Below are 6,427 nucleotides of genomic sequence, written 5' to 3'. Positions count from 1 at the left end.
GGGGGGGCGCCGAGCCGGCCGTCACCACCTGAAGCACGGCGGCGCGGGCGAGTTGATCGGCTACACGGTCCCGGACGTCCGCCGCCTGCTCACCAAGCTAGCGTTGGCCGCTGAGCACACCGCCGAGCACGTCTGGCAGTGGTCCACCTGGCGACGCAGGCGCCAGCACCAGGCACGCATGTGCCACTACCGACGGCGGGCACGTCCCACCGTAAGTGCCGTTGCAGTAGTAAGCACCCTTGTGCTCATTGCTCGCCGACTCCTCCAGGTAGTGTTAAAAATCAAAAGTTTCATGTTCAGTTCGTTTAAGGCTTCGTCGCCGCAATGAGCGTGCACGAACCCGCAAGTCCAAAGCAGCACGACAACCTGTTGCGTGACCCCTGCCATGAGTAACATTCCACGAGCCGCATAGACGCGGATCGTGAGGAGGGGCGACCATGAGTCAGCTGTTCCGATTCGTCAGCCTGCGTGGCCCTGCCGCGCTGAGCGCCGCAACACAGAACCTGCTAGTGCCAGTGAGCGGTGAGCCCGCCGATGACTTCACCCTCGACCAGGCGCTCACCCGGGTCGTCGACGCGCTGGCGCGACTTCAGTTTCGTGCCGATGCCGACAGCCTCATCGAGCTGGCGGCCGACGCCTTCCCCCGGCCGCAGCCGGGCGAGGACGATGCGCCGACCCTGGCCACAGCCCGCGCAAAGGCCGAGCAGGTGATCATCAGAATCGCCGCGGGCGGCACCTCGGCAACGGCAGCTGAGGCCGACGCGGCCACCATGCACGTCCTGACCGCCGAGGTCATCGACCGGGCGCAAGCTGGCCGATTTAATGAGGTGCCCGCTGCTGACCAGCGTGAAGAGGTGCACGCCTTTCTCACCCGCGCAGTGCTGACCGTTGCCGCCACCGCGCGCAGCACTGCCCCTTTGACGGCCAGCCTCAAACAGTCCACCTTGCGGAAAGCTCTGACTAATGACGTTGCGGCCGCTGAGGCACGCGTGGCCCTGGTTCGTAAAGGGCTTGACGTGGTCACCGCATGGGTTGCTGCAGGTACCGATGCCGTGCGCCCAAACGCTGATAGTGAGGTGGTCGCCCTACTGAGCGAGCTCGGCCAGGTCGTTCGCGACCCTGTACTCCGTCTGCCAGACATGACGACAACCGTAGAAGTGCTCGACAAAGAGTTAGCCCGAGCGACGGAAGCGCTGGCCGCCGCCGGCGGGACGCCGCAGGGATGGCCTGCCAAGCAGCTGCCCGCTTCTGGCGCCGTGGTTGACCCAGTACCAGAGGAGCCGTTGCCGCTGCGCTGGGGCGTCGGCGACCTGCTCCTTGCCGAGATCAAGCGTACCGAGTACGCCTACGGTGACATCGCCCACATCGAGAACGTGCTCAGCGGAGAACGTCGTGCCCGCACCTTCCGGCGCACCACGACCACGCACGCCGAACTCATCACGCTGGTCGAGAACGAGACCACGACCGAGACCGACACCCAGTCGACCAAGCGCTTCGAGCTGGAGGAGGCGTGCAAAGCCAGCTTGAACGACACACTGGCGTGGAACGCCGGCGCTGCAGTCTCTGCCACATACGGGCCAGTCAGCGCTCAGGCGTCATTTGGAACCTCCCAAACGACTGCCCGCGAGTTATCACATGAGCAGTCGTCTACGTTCGCTCAGGAGGTCGTCGCCAAGGCGTCCCAGAAGGTGCGCGCACTGAGCTCCACCCAGGAGCGGCGGGCAAGCACTGTCGTGGTCGACGACTCCACCTTGCACGAGGTGGACAACCAGGCACCCGGCGCAGACCACGTCATCGGCATCTATCGGTGGGTCGACAAGCTTCAGCACCTGCGCCTGTTGGACTACGGTACCCGGTTGATGCTGCGAGTGACGGTCCCCGAGCCGGGAGCCCATCTTCGGTGGCTGGCGCGTCGGCGGCTTAATGCCAGCGGCCGTCCCCAATTGCCGCTGATTACAAGCAACGGCGTAACCGTTCCGCTTTCGCCTGAAGACATTACGCCGGAAAATTATTTGGCGTGGGTTGCCTTGTACGGGGCGACGGACGTCAATCCAGCGCCAGCGCGCTACCGCACTGAGACGGCCGGCTTGTCAGTCGACCCGTCACAGTCTGAAGTTAGAGGCGAGTGGGTTACGCGAACCGATACCAGCATTATTGTTCCGGCGGGATACCGCGCTATCCAAGCGCGGGGATCCCTAGTGGCAATTCATGATGTGAAAATGTCTCCAATCCTTCCGTCGCTGCACGCCCGACTGGCAATCGGTGCTGTCCCTATCAATCTTACTGCCCAAGCCGGCCGCCCTGAAATTGGAACGCCGTTGATGGTGTCGTTCGCCCAGCCCTTGTGGCGTCAGCCGACGACGGTGTCTTCGCTGGACGTCACCGCGCCTGGCGCGAAGGTGCCGATCGCCTTTCTGCTCGGCAATACGACCGGTTTTGCACTCACGGTGGAAGTCGTATTTGAGCGCACCGGGGCAGCGTTGTCCGAGTGGCAGTTCGATACTTGGTCCAAGATTATGAAAGCTTACCAAGCTCAGCTCACAACATTTGACGACGCTGCCACTCGTAGTGCTCTGTCCGCCACTGTCATCGAGGGTCGTAACCCGCTTCGCAATCGCGCGCTCGAACGTGCCGAGCTGGCGCGCTCGCTCGCCGAAATGCTCGGTGGCGGGGCTGGCGCACTCGATGTCATCGCCGACGAGGGTCAGGAAATTCCCAAGATCCGCCTCGGGCAGATCGCGGCGCTGGAACGCCAGGTCACTAACTTTGGAACGGCGTTCGAGTGGGAGCACGCCCAGTGGAAGGCGCTGGACTACTTCTGGGCGCCGCAAGACACCTGGGACGACCTGATCAGCCTGCAAGATGCAGACGATGATCACCGTGCCTTCCTGGCCGCCGGTGCTGCAGAAGTCACTGTTCCGGTACGGCCAGGGTTCGCAACCAGTGTGATGTACCGGCTGTGGACAGGCACCGACTGGCCTAGCGACCGGGCGCCGCTTCCCGATGACGCCCATGTTAAGGGGCTAGCAGCCGACGTTGCCACCTCATCTGCTGGTGCCCCACAGCGTGGGACACCGGTGCCGAACTCGGACTGGATCGAGCGGACACCAACGGACCTGGTGGTGCTGCAGCAGAAGGGCACGTTGGACTGGAACCCCGACGAGACGACCGAGCCCGACGAGACGACCGAGCCCGACGAGACGACCGAGCCCGACGAGACGACCGAGCCCGACGAGACGACCGAGCCCGACGAGACGACCGAGCCCGACGAGACGACCGAGCCCAGCGGGCCTCGTCCTCGACAGACACGAAGGCCTAGCGAATCCCGACAGGCCGGCCGTGTCCGTGGCTGAGCACATCAGGGTCGGGAAAGAAATCCTGGCCCGGTCGCAGTTCTCGACCCCGATCGGCTGGGCACTGGATGCCTATGAGGAAGTCGGCGACCAAGCATGGTTGATACTGAACCCGAAGGTGCGGGCAGGCCCTTCCATCGCGATGCACCTCCCTGAGGATCAGAACAGCGTTATTACTGTGACTACCAACGTGCTCGACGTGGCGATCGCCGTCGACGCCCAGAACCTCGACGACGCTCCGGAGATGGACCTCAGATACGGGCGCTTGCCGACGTCGGCCGTTGCCTTGGACAAGAAGTTGACCGAACTGCACGGGCGCTCCGACGACGAAGCGGCGCGCCTGTTGCTAGCTGCCGCTGCTCAACTCCTGCGACGCATCGAGAAGGTGCGCGACACCTGGCGCGCTCGCTGCGAGGCGGTGGCCGGCGCAGTGCTCGATGTGGAGCTAGTGGCCAACGAGCTGTACGCCGGCTACCTACACGACAACCGCGCGATCGCCGTGAGCGAGCGGGCGCGCTACCTTTCTCCTGGAAGGGTCCCGGCGCCACGGGTCAACACTAAAGACCACGATGGATTGGTGGCGGCGCTGTCTCAGGTTGCGGCGCTACGAGCCGAGGTAAAGCTTGACCAGATCCGCCGCGTTGCGGCTCTGCGGACCGCTGTAAGCGTCGTCGTCGGGGCGGCTGCTGTGGTGATGGCTCTGCAGCGGGGGGTCATCTACCCCGATCGGCAGGAGCTGTCACAACTTGCGCTAGCGGCCAAGATCAGGAATGACGGCACCGCAGCGGAGGCGGAGGCGACCGCCGCGTACCTCGTCGGGCTGCGCGAAGCCGCTACGTCTTACCCCATCGTGACGGTCGCCGGTCCTCTCCAGCTCACAGCGCGCAACAGCCCTCAGTGGGCCGCTGAACTCGATCGGCTCCTGCGCACGTGTGAGGAGTCCATCGACGAGCTATTGCGGGAGGGTGCCGCGGCCTCGACCATGCCCACGAAGCCGGAGGTCGATGCCCTGACCCCCGCTGGGCTCGCGCGTCGAGCCGCCGGCGCAGGGAGAGTCACCGCATGGAAGCTGCCGTTCTTCATCGACCGTGCTATCGGCGTGCTGCCTCCTCGCCTGGCCGAGGACGTGGCCAGCGTGCGCCGGCTGGCCGCTGAACTGGACAGCAGCGGAGCCACCAAGAGCGCACTGGCCTTCGCCGGCATGGACCTCGCAATGCTCGGGGTCGCTGCGGCTGGTCCGATTGGGATCGGCCTAGCCATGGTCTGGGGGTTGGTGGAGCTCGGAGTCGACCTGGCTGAGTACGAGCAGCTGCAAAAGCTATTCCATGCCACGCTGGACCCGACCCTTCTGCTGCTCGACGTCGAGCACGGCCCCGCCAGCGCGCTTGCGGTCGTGTTGGATCTCGTCGGAGTGCTGATCCCATGACCCCGCCACGGAGCAGGGCAGTGACCGCAGTGGCCGAGGGCGTCGACGCGATCGCCGCCAAAGGTAACGCCGCAGCGACGCGGGAGCTGGTGACTGCGCAGAGAGCGGAGGAGTTGACCCGCCGGGTGGGACTTGCCCCGCTCTCCTCCGCGGAGATCACCGATCGTGCCGCCCGCGCAGCTCGCGCAGCCGACGACTTTGATTTGATCGAACGAATGATCCGGATACGAGGAGCGCTGGGTGGTGCGACGCTGAAGACGCTGCGAGAGCTGATGACGGTCCGCGTGCTACGTGCTCCCGCATTGGAGCGGCTTTCGGTGGTGTCGCGGGCAGTCGTCGAGGCCGAGGTGTTCCGATTGCTGGAGTCGCTGTTGGACCGCCTTGCCAAGGACCCACAGCTGCTTCAGTCCGTGCGACAGGGCACCAAGGTGTTCCGAGGAACCCCCATTCTTGTGGCGGGGGTGATCCGCGAAGTCTTCGGATGCACTCTGCCGGTGATCGAGCGACGAGTAAGGCTGCTGCGCATCAAAGCTGCAGGTGAGCGCCTGACCAACCCGTTGATCCCCGCCGACGTCATCGACTCTCACCTGCTGGGGGCAGTCGAGATGCCGACCCTGAAACGCCAAGGTCAGCGAGAGATCAAGCTCGGCACTGACCGGCTCGTTGGTACGGGCGTTCGAAAGCCACAGACCATCGAGGAAAAGCTACCCGATGGTAGTGTTATCAAGCTGCGAGTGGAGGGCACGCTGAACGTCAAGCTGGCTGTAGAGGTCAAGGGGCAAACTACGGCCAGCGGGGGTATACGGCAGATACTCGCCCTGCAGGCGCGCGGGGGGGACCCTGGATACGTAATTATAGGCAAGAAGCTGTGGCTGGTGCAATACGACCGGCGCACTGTGGAGCACTTCGTGGTAGCACCAGAAGGCGATGAGCTGAGGAAGGCCGCCCGGTATGCGGCCTCACTGCGTGGGGACGGCATGTCGATCACGGTGCTGGCCATCCCAGCGGCCGTCGACAAGCAGATCGTCGGCGCAGCGAAGCTTCTGGTCGACGCAACAGTGACGGCCGCAGCAACCCGCGTCACGCCCTGAATGCACATCGGCGCGGAGGTGAAACGATGAGTCTCCGCGCCGTGCCAAAATCGATGTTCCAGGCACCGACGGCGTCACATGCGCCAGTGGCGGTGTCAGGCAGCAGTACGGCAGCGTAGCTGCGAGCCGGTTATGAGGAAAAAGTGAGCCCGTTTCAGACCATGTCTCATGTGGTGAGTTTCTTGTAGCAGGTGAGGGTGGGGGCCAGGGTAAGGAAGGCGGCGTACAAGCTCGGGCGGCGTTCGTACCGAGGTGCCAAGCGGCGGTAGCCGGAGAGCCAGGACAGGGAGCGCTCGACGACCCAGCGGTGCCGCCCCAGGCGCTGGCTGGTGTCCACGCCGCGGCGGGCGATGCGCGGGACGATGCTGCGCCGGCGCAGCCAGGCGCGCAGGTGCGGGTAGTCGTGAAGTGACCCCCGTCAGGCGGACGCCTGATTGCGTGTCATGTGCTGATCTTCATAGTCGACGGGGCTGAGGTTACCCAGCCGAGAGTGACGACGCCGAGTGTTGTAGAAGCCTTCCAGGTAGGAGAAGACTTCCATCTCCATCTCCATCTCC

At 64.6% G+C, this 6,427-nt stretch carries 5 protein-coding genes and 1 pseudogene; 4 read left to right on the top strand and 2 right to left on the bottom strand.

The window, feature by feature from the left end; translation table 11 throughout:
* The 4 genes from ACRYR7_RS23570 to ACRYR7_RS23555 all read left to right on the top strand — a co-directional run.
* Positions 1-328 (top strand): hypothetical protein (locus ACRYR7_RS23570; protein WP_432574666.1); only part of this gene is annotated, 328 nt, incomplete at its 5' end.
* Between the two features lie 109 nt (positions 329-437).
* Positions 438-3,353 (top strand): hypothetical protein, encoded by a 2,916-nt coding sequence (locus tag ACRYR7_RS23565; RefSeq protein WP_432574664.1) that lies wholly within the window; start codon positions 438-440, stop codon positions 3,351-3,353.
* Positions 3,346-4,779 (top strand): hypothetical protein, encoded by a 1,434-nt coding sequence (locus ACRYR7_RS23560; protein ID WP_432574662.1) that lies wholly within the window; start codon positions 3,346-3,348, stop codon positions 4,777-4,779. Before ACRYR7_RS23565 ends, ACRYR7_RS23560 begins: the two co-directional genes overlap by 8 nt.
* 20 nt (positions 4,780-4,799) lie before the next feature.
* Positions 4,800-5,870, top strand: a complete 1,071-nt coding sequence (locus tag ACRYR7_RS23555) for a hypothetical protein (protein ID WP_432574660.1) — start codon at positions 4,800-4,802, stop codon at positions 5,868-5,870.
* A gap of 166 nt (positions 5,871-6,036) precedes the next feature.
* Here ACRYR7_RS23555 and ACRYR7_RS23550 read toward each other — a convergent pair.
* Both ACRYR7_RS23550 and ACRYR7_RS23545 read right to left on the bottom strand, forming a co-directional pair.
* Positions 6,037-6,249, bottom strand: a pseudogene (locus tag ACRYR7_RS23550) (IS5/IS1182 family transposase); the annotation flags it as partial.
* 39 nt (positions 6,250-6,288) lie between these two features.
* Entirely contained in the window at positions 6,289-6,411 is a 123-nt protein-coding gene (locus ACRYR7_RS23545; RefSeq protein WP_432574667.1) for an IS3 family transposase, read from the bottom strand.
* Between the last annotated feature and the right edge of the window lie 16 nt (positions 6,412-6,427).

Origin of the sequence: Kineococcus gurbantunggutensis, from assembly GCF_050871925.1 — a bacterium.
Taxonomy (GTDB): domain Bacteria; phylum Actinomycetota; class Actinomycetes; order Actinomycetales; family Kineococcaceae; genus Kineococcus.
This window is presented reverse-complemented; position numbering and strand designations above follow the sequence as displayed.